Consider the following 16,305-nt stretch of genomic DNA (forward strand, 5'->3'; position numbering starts at 1 on the left):
TTCCTCCTCATCCATAAAGCAAACAACACCTTCGCCCGCTCTCCCAAAGAGGCAAAGCCATCGTTACTTTCTGCTCACGACTGCGATATACGAGAACTCCTTATTATGGTCGAAGAAGAAATTGAACATCTTGCGGAAACGGTCGATGTTCTCCGTGCGCAGACCATTGCGGATGATCTTCATCGCCCCGTCAAACCCCTCATCGCGCACCAAACCCGCAGGATCGAGCAGCGTCATATCGCCCGTCTGCACCTCGGTCACAAAGCCCGCGTCATGGAACAGCTTCTCCCAGAGCGCGTGCGGGAGCGGATCGACATTTACATTGATCGCGCGCGAGATGCCCGCGCGCAGCTCCGCCGCCTCCGCCTCATCCGCCACGCGCAGCGCAACATCGTGCGTGAGGAGCACGCCGCCCGGCTTCAGCACGCGGAAGTACTCGGCAATCGCCTTTGCCTTGTTCTCGCGCGGCAGCATCGTCAGCATCGCCTCATTGATGACCACATCGAACGACGCATCGGGGAAGGGCAGTGCCATCGCGTTCCCCTCCACCACATCAATCACGTCCGTCAGCCCGTGCTTCTCGATGTTCGCACGCGCCTTCTCAAGCGCGGCGGGGTTCATGTCCAGCCCCGTGATGCGGCAGCCGTGCGCCTCCGCGAGCGCGATCATCGTCGTCCCCATATTGCACGCCACCTCAAGCACGCGCGTATCCGCCGTAAAGTCAACGTGCCCCAGCAGCCACTCCGTCGCCTCACGCCCGCCCGGACGCAGCCGTGTCTTGCCCAGACGTGCGAGGAACTCATGCCCCGGTTCGTGCTTCTTCTCTTCTGCCATGTGGATCGCTCCCATCTATATGATTGAAAACAACTTTCATCGATGAGGCTAGTATAGATGAGAATGCTTCGCGATTCTGTTGCAAAAGTCACACGCCCGAAAAAAGCGCAAAAAAAGAAGGGGCAAATGCCCCTTGTGTGTGCCGTCCCCTTATGTAGATTATGCTCTATAAGCCTCCCCCGTCGGAACGGGGGAGGTGGCGAGCAACGCGAGCCGGTAGGGGCGCTTGTGACGGATGCCGCTTTCTTACGATAGAAAAGCTATATCGTCCAGGGCGCCCCTTCCACCGCTCCGCGGTCCCCCTCCCCCGTGGCGCACGGGGGAGGCTTTATGTTCAACGCTCCCCGTCGCTCCACGTCGTATCGGTAAAGAGATCGAGCGGCTCGCCCGGCAGTGCACGCTGCGCCGAGATCTCGAACGGGACGCGCTGCTCGCGCACACATGCGATCGCGAACATATTGATCGCCGTCGACATATTCATCCCGACTGCGCCGCAGAAGTTTTCGAAGTTCTTCTTGAGTTCAGCGTCCATGCGAATGCTGATGCTAGTCTGTGCCATGTAGGACATCTCCTTTACAAATCCATTGTTCTATCCAAGAATAGCATATTTTGAGCGGAGTTGCAAGGGAAACCTGTCCTTCGGCACACTTCTCATGCGGGCGCGAGCCCTTCCATCCCTGCCCCTTCGCGCAGCTTCCGCAGCAGATTCGCCTTACTCTTGCTGACGGCACTTGCCGACGTACCGAGGAGCGCGGCGATGTGCCTGAGTGTCAGATCGCGGAAGTAGTGCAGCGAGAGGATCTCCTTCTCGCGCTCCGTCAGGCGATGCATCGCCGAGCGCAGCAGCCCGCGCACGAGGAGGCGGAGATCCGCACGCTCCGCCGCATCGTCCGCGCCGCCGCAGCGCTCCCACGCATCGCGCGCATCCGCATCCTGCTCGGGGTGACACGTCCGCTCCCAGAGCCGCCGCTCGCGGCGGAACTCCGTATAGAGCGCGTGATGCACGCGTCCCTTCACGAAGCCCGCAAACGGTGCGCCGTGCTTCGGATCGTAGTCATGCAGCGCCTCGATGAACGCGAGCAGGGCAATGCTCTCCGCATCCGCCGCGAGCGCCGCATTCCGGAGATACGAGGCACGTGACTCATTGACGATCAGCCCGCGATAGCGCGCGTGCATCTCCGCCATCGCGCCCGCCTCCCCGCGCACCGCACGCGCGATCACGGCATCCTCCTCCGCCTTTGTGAGAGGCGCGTGCTCCCACCGCGCAGGGCGCGGCAGCATTTCCTCATTTCGTTCCCTCATTGTGTATACCTCCTTCAAACAGATGTTTTATCAAGAGGAAGTATAGCAAAAGAAAACATACGATGCAAAAAGCGTATCGGCGTGATGGACATAAAATCGCACGCAACAAAAAAGAGGCGCCCGTGCAAGGCGCCCCTTTATCATTCTCACGCAGGGCTTTCCTTGCCGTGCAAGGCGCCCCTTCCACCATGCTTCGCATGGTCCCCCTTCCCCGCTGTGGCGGGGCAGGCTATTCTGCTATATTAGCTTCCCCCGTCAGAACGGGGGAAGTGCCGAGCGAACGCGAGGCGATAGGGGCGCTCCTCGATGCGCTTCCGCCCCTACTCGTCCTCCTCCGCGAGCGCGATGGTCACCGCGCTGATGAGCTTCTCATTGATCGCCTGCACGCACGAGATCACATAGTCGCGCTGCCCGAGACGGAACGGCACGAGATGATGCAGCCGCAGCACGCGCGCCCCGTCCGGCATCTGCTTGTAGAACAGCATCGCGACCTCCTCGCGCCCCGCCTTATCCTCCAGGATGGCGCGGAGATGCTTCTCGCTGTAGAACTTCTTGAACAGCTTCTGTTCGGCGGGGATGATCTTCTCCTCCGCGTAGTACGCGACCAGCTCCTCAAAATGCCCATACTCCTGCGTATAGTTCACCTCATAGACATCGCGGTAGAGCTGCATGATCTTGCGTGACCCCAGATCGAAAAGATCCACGCGGTCGTAGAGCGCCACAATCTGATTCAGCGCCTCCTGCATCGAGCCCGCCTCCGGGGAAAAGCGCGAGATATTCACCGTCGCCATCAGGAAGACCGCACGCGTATCATCCACGTCGCGTGTCACAAGACGCAGACGGACAGAGTTGAACGAGTTGCGCGTGATAAAGTCCGTATAGACCTCACGCCCCGTGCGGTCCGCCTCAACCATCATACGCGCAATCATGCGCTCATTCTGCCGCTTGCGCCGCTCGTAGTGCGGCGTATGCACACTGTCCTCATCCAGCTCGATATTGCGCAGGAACATCTTGAACATCTTGCTCTGGTAGAGATAGCGGATCTCCCCGTCACACTCTTCGAGCACCGCGAGCGAGAGCGCATCCCCGATCTCCGGCGAGCCGCGCCGCTCAAGCGCCTCACTTGAGAGCACATTGATCGCGCCGATCTCCTGATAGTAGCTGCCGAGTCGGAACGGCTCTACCTTTACCTGCGCCGTCTCCCCGTAGCAATAGGCGACCGCCTTGTCGAAGGGCATCGGTGGACTGAAGAGATAGCCCTGCACCTTCTCGCAGCCGATCTCGCGCAGAAACGCAAACTGCTCCTCCGTCTCCACACCCTCGGCGAGCGTATGCAGTCCAAGTTCCTTCGCCATATTCACGATGGAGCGGATGACGATCGCAGACTTCGGATTCGTCTCGAACGAGCGCAGGAAATTCATATCGATCTTGAGCACATCAAAGACATAGTCCTTGACATTGTTCAGCGACGAGTATCCGCTGCCGAAATCGTCCATCCAGACCTCGTAGCCCGCCGCGCGGAAGCGTGCAATCTCACCTTGGAGGAACTTTTCGTCCTCATTCATCGCACCCTCCGTCACCTCGATGTTCAGCATAGAGCGCGCGATATCATAGCGCAGACGGACATCCTCGACTGCCTGCACCATATCCATCAGACGAAAATCCGCACGCGAGAGATTCACCGACACGCGCAGCAGTTCCCAGTCCGGAATATCACGGCGAACCTGCACAACATCCTGACAGACCCGCTCGATGATGTAGAGATCCAGCTGCGGGGAGAGATGCGCGTCCTCGAGAACGGGCACGAACACCCCCGGCGAGATCATCCCGTGCGCCGGATCCCTCCATCGTGCCAGCGCCTCGAACCCACAGATCTCGCGCGTCATCGCACGGATCTCCGGCTGATAGTAGACCTCGATGCAGCCCTCGATCATCGCCTCTTGGAACGAGCGGATGATGTGGCTGCGGAAATTGATTTCCTCCTCCATCGCGGGATCGAACTCCGCCCACGTCAGATCGTACGTATTCTTGATACTGTTGCACGCGATCTTCGCGCGATCCATGATGAGAGCGACATCGGTCACCTCCGGCAGCGGATGATAGATCCCCGCCTTCATCTCCATCGGCAGCCCCAGATCATAGACGCGGATCCGCTCATGGATAAACTGGATACAGTCGTTCGGATTCTTCCTCTGCGTCGCCACCGCAAAGTGATCGTCGTTAAAGCGGGCGACCAAGTTCCCCTCAAAGGTCTCGCGCAGGAGATCCGCCACGTAGCGCAGCAGGCGATTTCCCTGTTGAAAGCCGTAGCGCTGGTTAAAACTCTTGAAATTCTCGATGTCAAAATACATGAACGTCAGCGGCTCCGCCAATGGATCCTGCATATGCGCGGACGCATGGCGCATGAACTGCATCATATTCAGCAGCCCCGTCACCTGACACAGATCACGTTCGCCGTACTGTTCCAACAGAATGAACCCTCCCTTTCCACCTACCGAGTTCATTTAGGGAAAGCTCCCTAGAACGAAATACGTGCGTACTCCTCCACCATATCGCGCACACTCATGCCGCCCGTCTTCGCGCCGGGCGCAGACGACATACGCTTCGTCACCGCCTCAAAGATCGCATCCTCGATCGAGCCGGGAACGAGCTGCTCCCAGTTGCGCGGATCGTAGGGGCGCTCCTTCACCGCATTCTCGGGACGCCCCGTCACCTCCAGCTGCGAGATGAACATGATCTCGCGGCGCTGAGGGCTGATGTAGTAGTGCTCAAGGAAATACTTTGCCGGGCGGATCTTCCCATCCTCCACAAGCGGCTCCCCCGTCGTATTCTCCACGAGACGCACCCATGCGTCGATCATATACTCCGAACTGTTGTAGGGACGCGGCACCCAGCGCGTATTCGTCGCATCCATATAGTACGTAAAGCCGTTGTCCGTAAAGAGCGTCTTGTAGCGCGAGCCTCGGTCGCGCTTGTTTTGCGCCACCTTCTCCGCACGCGCGGTCTTCTTCTCCGCCTTCTCGGCTGCCTTCGCCGCACGCTTCTCCTCCTTCGCCGCAGCGAGAGCCGCCTTGCGCTCCGCCTTTACCGCCGCGCGCTCCGCCTTGCGGTCTGCGAGCGCCTGCTGACGCTCGGCACGCGCCGCCTTTTTCTCTGTGAGAGAGGCGGCAGGAGCAGTCGCCTCCACCGTGGAGGCAGGTACCGCAGGGGCAGCCCCCTCGGTCGTTGACTCAGACAGCGCCTCCACAATGGGTGCAGCCGTCTGTGCCACCGCAGCAGGGGGATTCTCCGATATGCGCACGGGGGCTGCATCAGGTGTATCCTTTGCCGCGACGCGCGCCGCCTTCGCCTCCGCGATCGCCCGCTGACGCTCCGCCCGTGCAGCGGCGCGCTCTGCCTGCCGCTCTGCACGAGCCGCAGCCTTCGCCGCGCGCTCCGCATCCCGCGCCGCATTATCATCTGCCACAGACGAGCGCACCGTCGTCGTCGTCGCCTCTGCCGCATCCGCAGCCGGTGCGGACAGGAGAAATATCGTCAGCGTCCCGAGAGCCAACCCTCTCCATCGTTTCATCACGTCATCCCCTTATCGAATCGTGTCCTTTTTCACATGCCGCGCCGAAAATCCGCACAGCAAATACACGTATACTAGTTTTATATGTTCGACACAAAACAGATAAATCCTTTATTATTTCACCTGTCGGCGCGGATAGCCCCTCGGCGTCGGGCGCTCCTTCGTCACCGAGAGAATCGCACGCACATCGTCGAGTCCCGGCAGATAGACGGGACGCGCAAGTATCGCACCGCCGCCGAGCGACCGTGCGAGCCCCGCGCCCTCCGCCGCCTCCTCCGCGTACGCACGCCCCTTCAGCGCGAGGAACGTGCCGCCCACGCGCACCAGCGGCAGCGCGTATTCGAGCAGCACGGGCATCCGCGCCACCGCACGGCTCACCGCGATATCGTAACACTCCCTGTGCGCTGCCTGACGCGCCGCCTCCTCTGCGCGCGCGTGAATCGCGCACGTATTCGTCAGCCCCATCGCGCGCGTCACCTCCATGAGGAACCGCACGCGCTTTTGGAGCGCATCCATCAGCGTCACATGGACATGCGGCGCATAGACCGCGAGGGGGATACCGGGCAGCCCCGCACCCGTCCCCACATCGATCAGCATCTTTGCCCCATCGAACAGCGCGGCATCGTACGCCGTCAGACTGTCGATGATATGCTTCACCGCCACATCCTCCGGGGATGTCAGCGCCGTCAGATTCATGCGTGTATTCCAGTCCGTGAGCATCTCGTTATAGACCGCGAACTGCGCGATCTGCGCATCGGTCAGCGTGATCCCCGCCTCTGCCGCACGCCGCGTGAGGATCTCCTCGAAAAAAGTCATCGGCGCCTCCTTTGCCGCTTTCATTAAAATCCTTTCGGATCTGTGCCGGTCTGCAAGCGCAAACCCAACTTGCATTTCTTCCCGTTCTGCGAAATCTCTTTCAGCACACCGCTGCAGTACACAGCAGCATCACGCCATCTTAGCCTCCCCTGCCATAGCGGGGGAGGTGGCACGCGTCAGCGTGACGGTGGGGGCACCTTGGGCAATCGACACATCTCTATCGCAAGAGAGTCACACGAGCCAGAGGTGCCCCTTTCGCCTCACTGCGTTCGGCACTTCCCCCGCCTCGACGGGGGAAGCTGGTGGTTCCACCATTTATTCTATCGCATTCCCCGTCCGATTGCCAGACAAAACATTGCAAAAAAATTTTCGTCTAATAAATCTCGTTTCCCCTTGAAAATACAGGATTTGCCCATTTTTAGGACTTTTGATTCCTGTCATTTGCTACAGTACGCATTTTTCTGAAATATGCTACAGTAGGAATCGGAGAGGAAGAATCGGCATGATTCAAGGCGCCCACATCGGATGTATTTATCTTGAAAGGAGTCAACCATCATGAAACACCATTCTCAGCGCAGCAAACGTCCCCCATCACGGACACTTGCCCCACGCATCCTCGCCGCCCTCACGGCAGGCGCGGTGACGCTCGGCGCGCTCCCGTACGCGTACGCCGATCCCATCGTCGCCTCCTCCGTCACATCGGACATGGTGACAGAGGACGGGGTTGCGGGCAGCATGGACGGATCGTCCGCCACCATCACCGTCGGCAGAACGGGCGACGGCGATACGCCGAACATCGGCGTGAAGGACACCCACGGGAATTTTGACCGATGGAGAAACGTTGTCGGCGCATACCGCGTTATCCCCTTGGCAAATGCAAACATTCATCTTTCGAACAGCAAAGCGATTGTCCGCAGCGGCAAGCTGAAGGGAGCCTACGGTGTAGCTGCATGGGCGAGCGGCGGCACAGCCCTTGTCGAGGACAACACGGTCGAGGTTTCGGGCGGCGTATTTACAGGCACCGACGGATCTGCCGTTGCCGGCGGCCTTGCGCGCGTTGAGGACGGCGGCCCGCAGGCAGTGGCAGTGGCGCGGCGAAACCATGCCACCATCACAGGCGGCAGCTTCGACGGACGTTATCTTCATGGTGGTCATGCATTTATCGATGACAGCGGGACCATCTTTGCTGATGCCACGGCGGAGGGAAATACGCTCACCATCACGGGCGGCAGCTTCCTATAGGGGCGTACGAAAATCATCTACGCAGGCGACGTCACCATCAACGAGCACGGCGGCGCTGCAGGAAGAGCCCTCCGAAATCACCTGACGATCAACACGGATATGTCACAGAATTCCTTTATGGCCGCCGGCAGGGTAGTCGCCGAGCTGGATGCAAACGTCAACCTGCAGGCAAATGAGAATGTTGCCAACGTAAGGACCAGCGGGGAGGAGATCTACGGCGGCACGGCGGTAGCGTGGCAGGTAGAGCACACCTCCCCCACGCTCGGGACGGTAGAGGCGCACCGGAACAAGGTCTGGATCGGGGCAGGCTCCGGCACGTTCGATCGCAAGAGTGCAGCCGGCTACAGTGAACTCAAGGCATCCGACACGACCACGCTGCGCGCTGCGGCAAACGAGAACGAGTTCTCCATCGAGGGCGGCAACTTCGATAATATTTGGGGCGGCGGCGCGCTCGGCGGCGGCAGTTCTATCAAGAGCGAGCGCACAGGTGCAGACACCTTCGCGGCGGCGACGGCAAACAAGAACAAGCTCTGGGTCGGCACGCATGCGGGCTGGTTCAACGCGGATCTGATCGGCGGCTCTGCGAAGGTACAGGCGACTGCGGGCCGGGCAGAGGCGGCAGCGCACGAGAACGAGCTGTATGTGAAGGGAGGCACCTATCAGCAGAACGTCTACAGCGGCAGTGCCGAAGCAGTGTCCGAGAACGGCAGCGCTGTGTCACAGGCGACGAAGAACTACCTCTCCACCGAGACGAACATCACGCCGGACCTCATGGGAGGTCATGCATCTGCTGAGGCAAAGGGTACCTTTGACGTACTGGCAAGCGAGAACTTGCTCAGTCTGAGGGGCGGCGCGCGCAGCTTCATCGGCGGCTATGCCGAGGGCACGCAGCAAGACAGCGGCACGTACGTCCTCCAGAGCACGGGCACGGCGAACGAGAACAGTATGGAGATCCGCTCTACCGGTACATTCACCGACAAGAGCGCGGGCGGTTACGTCCATATCACAGCGAACAATACGAAGCTGCTGTCTGCTGCTGCAGCAAGGAACGATGTTCTCCTGCAGGACGGCACGTTCAACGAGGATGTGGCGGGCGGCAGGAGCTTTGCCCGGAATACGACGACGGCGGCGGACAGCGTCACGAATGCCGCAGCGAACGAGAACACCGTCCACGCCTTGGGAGGCACGTACGGCGCGGGACTCTACGGCGGCTCGGCGTATGCCGAGGCAAAGGGCGAGTTCAATGCGAGTGCCAACAAGAACAAGCTGGCCGTCTCCGCGGGGGCAAAGAACTTCATCGGCGGCTACGCCGAGGGCAAGCAGCTCGCGCCCGGTGAGTCGGTGACCCACAGCACCGCAAAGGCGAACGAGAACAAGGTCTGGGTGGGTGCAGGCGCAGGGACATTCACCGACAAGAGCGCGGCGGGCTACAGTACGATCGAGACGAACAATGTCGCTGAACCAAAAGGCGAGGCAAACAGCAACCAGCTCACCATCCGTGCCGGCACGTTCCGTGAGGACGTGACGAGCGGCAGAATCTTTGCGCGGAACACGTCTGCAGGCAGCGCGGCAAATGCCGTCGACAACCGCCTCTGGGTGTACGGCAGCACCACGCGGTTCCAAGGGGATCTCTTCGGCGGCTCTGCCGAGGCAAGAGCGGCGGGCAATCACAGCGCAGAGGCAGAGGCTTCGGGGAACATTACCCACCTGATGAAGGACACGACGTATGACGGGGATGTCTACGGCGGCATGGCGCAGGGTGGCTCCGACACGGGCAATGTCTACCTCAAGTCCAATTACAACGAGCTCTACATCCACGGCGGCACCTATCGCGGCAGCATCTACGCAGGCGCGGCTCTGGGAGATCCCGCAGCGGATCCCACCAATGTCCATGAGGAGGTTCAAGATAATAAGATCGAGATCTCGGGCGCAGACGATCTCTCCTTCGCAAGTCTCTACGGCTATCGGCACCGCGTCGGCGGCGCGGGGGCCTATGCAGCCAACAATGAGCTCGTCCTAAAGGATACGAAGAATATCACGGTGAAGAGCGTGGAGGGATTCGACCGATTCGCGTTCTATGTTCCGAGCGATATCACCGAAGATGATACGATGCTCTACGTCAGGGACGATACGAGGAACATCGACCTCAGCGGCAAGACGGTCGATGCCCATCTGCAGGGCAGCACCTCGCTCCCGAACCGTATCCGCCTTCTCCATACGGTAAATGCGGAGATTCACAATGACGGCACAGCCACGATGACTGTGCATGAGGGCATCTCCGGTACGGAACGCATGAGCGTGACGACGAACCGTAAAGAGCTGATCGTGCGGCGTGACGGCGTCACAACCGATGCGGGCGTTCCGGTGCCCGTACCGTCGGCGCCGAAGCCTGACGAGAAGCCGCTGCCATCGGGGGCGACCCCGCCGACGCCACCTGGCTCGCCGCCGATTACACCGCCGGGTGGGATCGTCACACCTCCGCCGACACCGCCCGCACTGCCGCCGGAGACGCCTCCGCCGCCTCCAACGCCTCCAACTCCTCCGACACCGCCCCCAACACCACCGACACCGCCCCCAACACCACCGACACCACCCCCAACACCGCCGACTCCACCTCCAACACCTCCAACACCACCCCCAACTCCTCCGACACCGCCCCCGACACCACCGACACCGCCCCCGACACGCCCCCCGGCGATGGTTTCCGACTCGATGAGGACAACGCGAAGTCCCTTGCCGAGACGGCGGCAGGTTCGGTTGCCTTTATCGGCTCGGGCATGAATCTCTTTACGAATCTGGGTATGTCAAGTGCGTCCATCGAGGCGGCGGCATCCGAGGGCTTTGCTCCCTTTGCGGCGATGAGCGGCTCCTCGATGCGCGCCAAGACCGGCTCGCACGTCGATGTCAAGGGCATGAATCTCGCCGTCGGTTTCTCGCGTGAGGTTCTGCGCGGCGACGACCGTCTGATCTTCGGTCCCATTGTCGAGTACGGGCGCGGCAGCTACGACAGCTACGTGAACAGTGCGCACGGCGACGGCACTCTCCGCTACATCGGCGGCGGCGGCTTTGTCCGTTGGGAGCAGCCGAACGGCGTGTTCTCCGAGGCGAGCCTGCGCTGCGGACGCTCGAGCATGGACTATTCTGCCGATCTTACGACGGGGCGCAGAGCGACGCACACGTCCTACGACGCGGACGCGAACTACATCGGCGCACATCTCGGCATCGGCAACCATGTGACGATGCAGGACAAGAGCACGCGCGAGGTCTATGCGCGGTACTTCTTCACGCGGCTGGGCAGTGCGGACGCAACGCTCTCCACGGGCGACCGCTACTCGTTCTCTGCAGTGAACAGTCACGTCCTGCGCGTGGGCGAGCGCTGGCAGCTCGTGCACGGCAACAGCGCGCTCATCCTCGGCGCATCCATGCAGTATGAGTTCGACGGTGAGGCGAGCGCGACCTACCACCGCGCGGGCGGCATGAGCTACACCTCGCCGTCCCCGTCGCTCAAGGGCTTCTCCGGCAGCCTCGAGCTCGGCTGGAAAACGCAGATGAGCAGCAACTCCACCGCCGACCTCTCCGTCGAGGGCTGGGTGGGCAAGCTGCGCGGCGTGACCTTTAGAGCAGGATTTGCTTGGAAGTTCTAAGGAAGTCGCACGCGTCTTGAGCGTCTAACGAAAAATGCTTCCAGACACAAAGAACCCGTCGGCACATCGCCGACGGGTTCTTTTCATATGTTATGGATCATCGCTCACAGCATCGCCTTATACCTGCTCCACTCCGACTGCGGAATCGCGAGCACGTCCATCGCCTTCTCCGCCGTAAGCGACAGTCTTTCCATCATGCGCTGGATGGATGAAAGACGCTCCGTCTCCTTGCCGCGCTCCAGACCTTGTTCCATACCACGCTCCAGACCTTGTTCCATACCGCGCTCCATGCCAAGTTCCATACCGCGCTCCATGCCGAGTTCCATGCCGCGCTCCATGCCGCGCTCCATGCCGCGCTCCATCATCTCTTCACGAAATTCCTGAACGAACTGATCCCACTTCGAGCTCATGTGCGTCACTCCTTCCTCCGTGTTCTTAAACGCTCCCGTCCGCTCCGCAAGCACTTCATAGTACATCTTCTCCGGCTGCACACATTGAAAATCGTGCATCAACCGCCCGAGCGGGGTCTCCGTATCCACCATCGAACCATTCACATAGACAATATGTGTGCCGTCGTCAAAGAGGTCGCCGTCGCCCCTGATCGTTCGCTCAATCACATAGAGCGGCTTCCCTTTCCCGAGCACATCTGTCTCGGTGATAAAGATGACGTATGACTCCGGCAGTTTCTCATAGTCCGCGCGCTCAGGCAAGGCGTTCGCATCCATGATGCTGCTGTGGTAGCGCGCCCTGCGCGGCGCTGCGCCCTTTTTCGCACGTTGGATTTCGATGTTGAACTCCTGCCCGTCCGCAAAGGCATGAATATCGAGCCGCACATCGTGTCCGTGCAGATTCTTCAGTGTGTTCTGCGTGACGACGCTCGTTGCATGGAGATTCGGGCGATCGAGGATAATCTGCAAGACCAGATCAACACAGGGAAGACTGTTTTGAAAGACCGCCGTCATAAAGATATCATCCATCAGCGTAAAACTCTGTATGATCTCCCGATACCACGCTCGCCGCGCTTCCTCCGTGTCCGGTGCCATCGAATCCCCTCCTGTAATTATTTTAGCGTATTGGGCACGGGTATGCAAGGAAATTTCTCACTCAACTCCCCGTATCAGCACAACCGCCACATCGTTGACGTTCGTGCCCGTGGGTCCCGTTATGATAAGCCCGCCGACGGCGTTCAGCGCGGGGTAGGCGTCGTTCTCGGCGAGTGCCGTAGCGGCGCTTTTCCCCTCATGTGCGAGCGCTGCCCGCGTCCCCCCGTCGACGTAGCCGCCCGCCGCATCCGTGGGACCATCCGTCCCATCGCTGCCGACGCTAAAGACGGCAACGTTCGCAAGCCCCGCAATGCCGTCCGCCGCCGCGAGCGCAAGCTCCTGATTGCGGCCGCCGCGTCCCTTTCCCTTGAGCTGCACGACGGTCTCGCCGCCCGCGATGTAGGCATACGAAACACCATCGCCCGCATGCGTGCGTGCGATGTCCGCGAGGAAGCGTCCCGCCTCGCGCGCCTCGCAGTCCAGCTGATCGGTGAGGAGGACGGGCGTATATCCGCGCCGCTCTGCCGCCTGTGCCGCCGCCGCACAGAGCCCCTTCACGCTGCCCGTGATGTGCGTCTCGACATTCGGCAGGGCTGTCGGCAGAGGCTTGTCGAGCAGTGCCTTTGCCGCATCCGAGAGGCGAATGTGATATTTCTCCACGATCCTGTGCGCATCCTCTGCCGTCGATGTGTCGGGGTGTGCGGGGCCTGATGCGATCATGCCCGGCGGGTCGCCGAGGATGTCGCTGAGCACGATGGAGAAGACGTGCGCGGGGGCGCAGTGCGCTCCGAACCGTCCCCCCTTGACCGCGCTCATGCGCTTTCGGAGGGTGTTCATCTCGACGATGTCCGCGCCGGAGGCGAGCAGCTGTTCCGTGAGCTCCGTGAGCTCCGCCGCAGGGATCAGCGGCTGCTCAAAGAGCGCACTGCCGCCGCCCGAGAGGAGGAAGAGCACGGTGTCCTCCGCCGTGAGGTTCTCCGTGAGACGCAGTGCCTCCGTGGTCGCCGCAAACGAGTTCTCATCGGGCACGGGATGCCCCGCCTCCATGCAGCGCACATGTGGGATCTCCCCCATCACATGATCGTATTTCGTGATCACAAGCCCCACGTCGATGCGCTCCCCGAGCACATCCGCCGCCGCGCGCGCCATCTGCCACGCCGCCTTGCCGACCGCGATGAGCACAATGCGCCCTCGCGGGAATGTGTGCCCCGCGAGCGCCTTCTGCACCGCCGCATCCGGCAGGATCGCCGCGAAACTCTCCTTGATGATTCCATCGGCATCGTTACGCAAGTTCATGATGATCTCTCCTTTCCTATTTTCTTCCTTATTATAGCACAAATGAAACAAGCATCAAAAGTCCCCCGTTGACCGAAATCATTTTCTATGGTCTAATAATACTATCGCAAGATCACACCGCAGGTGGTGCTTTCCTAAGCCTCCCCCGTCGATACGGGGGAGGGGGACCGCGCAAGCGGTGGTAGGGGCGCTTTGGGCGATTTATGCTTTCATACTCAGAACGGAGCATGTACCATGAATATACAAGACAAGGTCGTTTACCAGATCTATCCGAAATCCTTCTACGATACGAACGGCGACGGACTCGGCGATCTGAATGGCGTCACCGCCAAGCTCGACTATCTGAGGGAGCTCGGCGTCGACTTCCTCTGGCTGACTCCGTTCTTCGTCTCGCCGCAGAAGGACAACGGCTACGATGTCGCGGACTACTGCGCCGTCGATCCGCGCTTCGGCACGATGGAGGATGTGGATACGCTCATCCGCGCGGCAAAGGCACGCGGCATTGGTCTTATGTTTGATATGGTATTCAACCATACATCGACCGAACACGAGTGGTTCAAACGCGCGCTTACAGGCGATCCCGACTACATGGACTACTACATCTGGAAGGACGGCAAGGAGGGGCAGCCGCCGACGAATTGGGCGTCGAAGTTCGGCGGAAACGCGTGGGAGTATGTCCCCGCGCTCGGGAAATACTATCTGCATCTCTTCGACGTGACGCAGGCGGATCTCAACTGGGAGAATCCGCGCGTGCGCGAGGAACTAAAGAACGTCGTCCGCTTTTGGAAGGCAAAGGGCGTCGAGGGCTTCCGCTTCGACGTGGTGAACCTGATCTCAAAGCCCGCCGTTTTCGAGGATGATCACGAGGGCGACGGACGCCGTTTCTACACCGATGGGCGCCACGTCCACGATTTTTTGAAGGAACTCACGCGCGATACGGGGATCGACACGATGATCACGGTCGGCGAGATGTCCTCCACCACCCTCGAGAACTGCATCCGCTACTCGAACCCCTCCGAGAAGGAGCTCTCGATGGTCTTCAACTTCCACCATCTGAAGATCGACTATAAGGACGGCGCGAAGTGGGCACTACAGGAACCGGACATCATGGCGCTGAAGAACCTCTTTGTGGTCTGGCAGGAGGGCATGGCGGCGGGCGGCGGCTGGAACGCCGTCTTCTGGTGCAACCACGATCAGCCGCGTGTCGTCAGCCGCCTCGGCGACGACGGGACGTATTGGAGGGAGTCGGCGAAGATGCTCGGCGCGTGCATTCACTTCATGCGCGGCACGCCGTATATCTATCAGGGCGAGGAGCTCGGCATGACGAACGCGCAGTACACGGATATCGCGCAGTACCGCGATGTGGAGAGCCTGAACTACTACAGGATCCTGCTGGACGAGGGCAAAACGAAGGACGAGGCGCTGCATATCCTCTCCGTGCGCTCGCGCGACAACAGCCGCACGCCTATGCAGTGGAGTGCCGAGGACAACGCGGGCTTTACGAGCGATACACCGTGGCTCGCTCCGCCCGCGAATTACGACACGATCAACGCTGCGGCGGAGCGCGGGGAGGCGGACTCCGTCTTTCATTTCTATCAGACCCTCATCCGCCTGCGCAAGGAAATGCCCATCATCCAGAAGGGCGACATCTTCTTCCTCGAACGCGCAAACGCGAGCATCGTCGCCTACGAGCGCGCCCATGCGGGGCAGAAACTGCGCGTCTACTGCAATTTCCGCGCGGCGGACGTTCCCCTGATGGAGGACGCCCTTGAGGATCTTGCGGACGCGGGCTGGACGAAGCTCCTCGGCAACTACGATGGGCTCGCGCGCGATCTGCGCCCGTACGAGGTCGTTGTGCTTGAGCGGGTGCGGGCGGGAGAAAATGCCTGCGATTGAGGGGTGTCAAGTCCCTCACGAAGAAGGAGTCCTCGGTATCATGAAGTGGGTATCCCACACAAGTCTCACCGCCACGATCGCCTACGCCGTCACCGCCGATCCACTCTGTACGGCTGCGGCTGCGGTCGGCGCCGTCCTGCCGGATAAGGTTGAGGGTACGCCGCAGAGCGTCGGGTGGCATACATGGCGCAGCCGCCATCGCGGCTGGTCGCACTGGCCCATGCTCTACCTTGCGCTGATCGGCGGTCTTCGCGAGGCGCAGCGTTATTTCTTTTACGATGCGGCGTTCTTCACCGTCCTCACATGGATCTTCATTGGTGCGCTCTGCCACATCGCGGAGGATGCCGTCTGCGGCAAGGTGCCCTTCCTCTATCCCACGCAGAAGATCGGGATGCGGCTCTTCACCGTCGGCTCGTTCCGTGAGTATCTGTTCGTACTCGTCTGCATTGTTGTTGTATATGCAGGACAGTATTTTCTGCGCATGTAAAAGCGCCCTGGTCAACGCAGGGCGCTTTTACATGCGGTCCCCCTCCCCCGCTCTGGCGGGGGAGGCTAGGATTATGGTATCTTAGCTTCCCCCGCCAGAGCGGGGGAAGTGGCGAGCGCAGCGAGCCGATAGGGGCGCTCGTGCAGCAGCCCATTTCTCATGGATTCAGTGATT

Annotated in this window: 13 protein-coding genes; 5 read left to right on the plus strand and 8 right to left on the minus strand. The window is 60.7% G+C overall.

The features are described from left to right. Positions 1–63: 63 nt before the first annotated feature. The 6 genes from HMPREF9081_RS01865 to rsmG all read right to left on the minus strand — a co-directional run bounded on the left by HMPREF9081_RS01865 (position 64) and on the right by rsmG (position 6,523). Positions 64–834: a class I SAM-dependent methyltransferase gene (locus HMPREF9081_RS01865; protein WP_040394249.1), complete on the minus strand. Its 771-nt coding sequence runs from the start codon at positions 832–834 to the stop codon at positions 64–66. A gap of 334 nt (positions 835–1,168) precedes the next feature. After that, positions 1,169–1,393, minus strand: coding sequence for a type II toxin-antitoxin system RelB/DinJ family antitoxin (locus HMPREF9081_RS01870; protein WP_040394251.1), 225 nt, complete (start codon positions 1,391–1,393; stop codon positions 1,169–1,171). A 92-nt stretch (positions 1,394–1,485) separates the two neighbouring features. Beyond that, positions 1,486–2,136, minus strand: coding sequence for a sigma-70 family RNA polymerase sigma factor (locus HMPREF9081_RS01875; protein ID WP_006305222.1), 651 nt, complete (start codon positions 2,134–2,136; stop codon positions 1,486–1,488). Between the two features lie 320 nt (positions 2,137–2,456). Then, complete coding sequence (locus HMPREF9081_RS01880) at positions 2,457–4,640, minus strand: putative bifunctional diguanylate cyclase/phosphodiesterase (RefSeq protein WP_006305223.1); 2,184 nt, start codon at positions 4,638–4,640, stop codon at positions 2,457–2,459. Positions 4,641–4,654: 14 nt separating this feature from the next. Next, the gene (locus HMPREF9081_RS01885) at positions 4,655–5,707 is read right to left on the minus strand and encodes a hypothetical protein (protein WP_006305224.1); all 1,053 of its coding nucleotides are present in this window, start codon (positions 5,705–5,707) and stop codon (positions 4,655–4,657) included. Positions 5,708–5,821: 114 nt separating this feature from the next. Then, on the minus strand, positions 5,822–6,523 hold the full coding sequence (rsmG, locus tag HMPREF9081_RS01890; RefSeq protein ID WP_040394253.1) for a 16S rRNA (guanine(527)-N(7))-methyltransferase RsmG: 702 nt from the start codon (positions 6,521–6,523) through the stop codon (positions 5,822–5,824). Positions 6,524–7,078: 555 nt separating this feature from the next. Between rsmG and HMPREF9081_RS14300 the strand changes: the two genes are divergently transcribed. The 3 genes from HMPREF9081_RS14300 (at position 7,079) to HMPREF9081_RS01905 (ending at position 11,409) form a co-directional block, all read left to right on the plus strand. Then, the gene (locus tag HMPREF9081_RS14300) at positions 7,079–7,765 is read left to right on the plus strand and encodes a hypothetical protein (RefSeq protein WP_006305226.1); all 687 of its coding nucleotides are present in this window, start codon (positions 7,079–7,081) and stop codon (positions 7,763–7,765) included. A 99-nt stretch (positions 7,766–7,864) separates the two neighbouring features. After that, complete coding sequence (locus HMPREF9081_RS14165) at positions 7,865–10,546, plus strand: hypothetical protein (protein WP_006305227.1); 2,682 nt, start codon at positions 7,865–7,867, stop codon at positions 10,544–10,546. Further along, on the plus strand, positions 10,543–11,409 hold the full coding sequence (locus HMPREF9081_RS01905; protein ID WP_006305228.1) for an autotransporter outer membrane beta-barrel domain-containing protein: 867 nt from the start codon (positions 10,543–10,545) through the stop codon (positions 11,407–11,409). The genes HMPREF9081_RS14165 and HMPREF9081_RS01905 overlap by 4 nt, the downstream gene beginning before the upstream one ends. A gap of 104 nt (positions 11,410–11,513) precedes the next feature. On the opposite strand, the gene HMPREF9081_RS01910 is transcribed toward HMPREF9081_RS01905, so the two are convergent. Together HMPREF9081_RS01910 and HMPREF9081_RS01915 are read right to left on the minus strand one after the other, a co-directional pair. Continuing rightward, the gene (locus HMPREF9081_RS01910; RefSeq protein ID WP_006305229.1) at positions 11,514–12,452 is read right to left on the minus strand and encodes a PD-(D/E)XK nuclease family transposase; all 939 of its coding nucleotides are present in this window, start codon (positions 12,450–12,452) and stop codon (positions 11,514–11,516) included. 57 nt (positions 12,453–12,509) lie between these two features. Continuing rightward, positions 12,510–13,748 carry a glycerate kinase type-2 family protein gene (locus HMPREF9081_RS01915; RefSeq protein ID WP_174262940.1) on the minus strand — a complete coding sequence of 413 codons (1,239 nt, stop codon included), beginning with the start codon at positions 13,746–13,748 and terminating at the stop codon, positions 12,510–12,512. Positions 13,749–13,982: 234 nt separating this feature from the next. Here HMPREF9081_RS01915 and treC point away from each other — a divergent pair, with 234 nt between their 5' ends. Both treC and HMPREF9081_RS01925 read left to right on the plus strand, forming a co-directional pair. Continuing rightward, positions 13,983–15,644 carry an alpha,alpha-phosphotrehalase gene (gene treC, locus HMPREF9081_RS01920; RefSeq protein WP_006305231.1) on the plus strand — a complete coding sequence of 554 codons (1,662 nt, stop codon included), beginning with the start codon at positions 13,983–13,985 and terminating at the stop codon, positions 15,642–15,644. A gap of 40 nt (positions 15,645–15,684) precedes the next feature. Continuing rightward, complete coding sequence (locus HMPREF9081_RS01925) at positions 15,685–16,131, plus strand: metal-dependent hydrolase (protein WP_040394256.1); 447 nt, start codon at positions 15,685–15,687, stop codon at positions 16,129–16,131. Positions 16,132–16,305 lie beyond the last annotated feature (174 nt).

This window comes from Centipeda periodontii DSM 2778, assembly GCF_000213975.1.
GTDB classification, from domain to species: Bacteria; Bacillota; Negativicutes; order Selenomonadales; family Selenomonadaceae; genus Centipeda; species Centipeda periodontii.

Excerpts from the sequence above, each read along its gene's own strand:
- HMPREF9081_RS01865 (WP_040394249.1), bottom strand. The coding sequence starts at position 834 with ATGGCAGAAGAGAAGAAGCACGAACCGGGGCATGAGTTCCTCGCACGT.
- HMPREF9081_RS01870 (WP_040394251.1), bottom strand. The coding sequence starts at position 1,393 with ATGGCACAGACTAGCATCAGCATTCGCATGGACGCTGAACTCAAGAAG.
- HMPREF9081_RS01875 (WP_006305222.1), bottom strand. The coding sequence starts at position 2,136 with ATGAGGGAACGAAATGAGGAAATGCTGCCGCGCCCTGCGCGGTGGGAG.
- HMPREF9081_RS01880 (WP_006305223.1), bottom strand. The coding sequence starts at position 4,640 with ATGAACTCGGTAGGTGGAAAGGGAGGGTTCATTCTGTTGGAACAGTAC.
- HMPREF9081_RS01885 (WP_006305224.1), bottom strand. The coding sequence starts at position 5,707 with ATGAAACGATGGAGAGGGTTGGCTCTCGGGACGCTGACGATATTTCTC.
- rsmG (WP_040394253.1), bottom strand. The coding sequence starts at position 6,523 with ATGACTTTTTTCGAGGAGATCCTCACGCGGCGTGCGGCAGAGGCGGGG.
- HMPREF9081_RS14300 (WP_006305226.1), top strand. The coding sequence starts at position 7,079 with ATGAAACACCATTCTCAGCGCAGCAAACGTCCCCCATCACGGACACTT.
- HMPREF9081_RS14165 (WP_006305227.1), top strand. The coding sequence starts at position 7,865 with ATGTCACAGAATTCCTTTATGGCCGCCGGCAGGGTAGTCGCCGAGCTG.
- HMPREF9081_RS01905 (WP_006305228.1), top strand. The coding sequence starts at position 10,543 with ATGAATCTCTTTACGAATCTGGGTATGTCAAGTGCGTCCATCGAGGCG.
- HMPREF9081_RS01910 (WP_006305229.1), bottom strand. The coding sequence starts at position 12,452 with ATGGCACCGGACACGGAGGAAGCGCGGCGAGCGTGGTATCGGGAGATC.
- HMPREF9081_RS01915 (WP_174262940.1), bottom strand. The coding sequence starts at position 13,748 with ATGAACTTGCGTAACGATGCCGATGGAATCATCAAGGAGAGTTTCGCG.
- treC (WP_006305231.1), top strand. The coding sequence starts at position 13,983 with ATGAATATACAAGACAAGGTCGTTTACCAGATCTATCCGAAATCCTTC.
- HMPREF9081_RS01925 (WP_040394256.1), top strand. The coding sequence starts at position 15,685 with ATGAAGTGGGTATCCCACACAAGTCTCACCGCCACGATCGCCTACGCC.